Consider the following 206-nt stretch of genomic DNA (forward strand, 5'->3'; position numbering starts at 1 on the left):
GTTATGCGGTGTTGCAGGGGCCGGGTACGGATCTGGGTAACACGGTGGTGTTCGCCAGCCTGGTGACCGGTGGTGTGCTGCACATCCTGGATGAGGGGATGGTGACCGATCCGGCGGCTGTCGCTTCCTACCTCGTCGAGCATGGGATTGAGTGTCTGAAGGCGGTGCCGTCGCATGTGGCGGCTTTGGGTGTGGCGTCGGTGGCG

1 protein-coding gene is annotated in these 206 nt (G+C 64.1%); it reads left to right on the top strand.

Features of this window, described 5'->3' with window-relative positions; all coding sequences use genetic code 11:
• Positions 1-206, top strand: a 206-nt coding sequence (locus H0H10_RS01095) for a hypothetical protein (protein ID WP_188178877.1), incomplete at both ends; no start/stop codon positions are given.

It is taken from the genome of Streptomyces griseicoloratus (assembly GCF_014534645.1).
GTDB classification, from domain to species: domain Bacteria; phylum Actinomycetota; class Actinomycetes; order Streptomycetales; family Streptomycetaceae; genus Streptomyces; species Streptomyces griseicoloratus.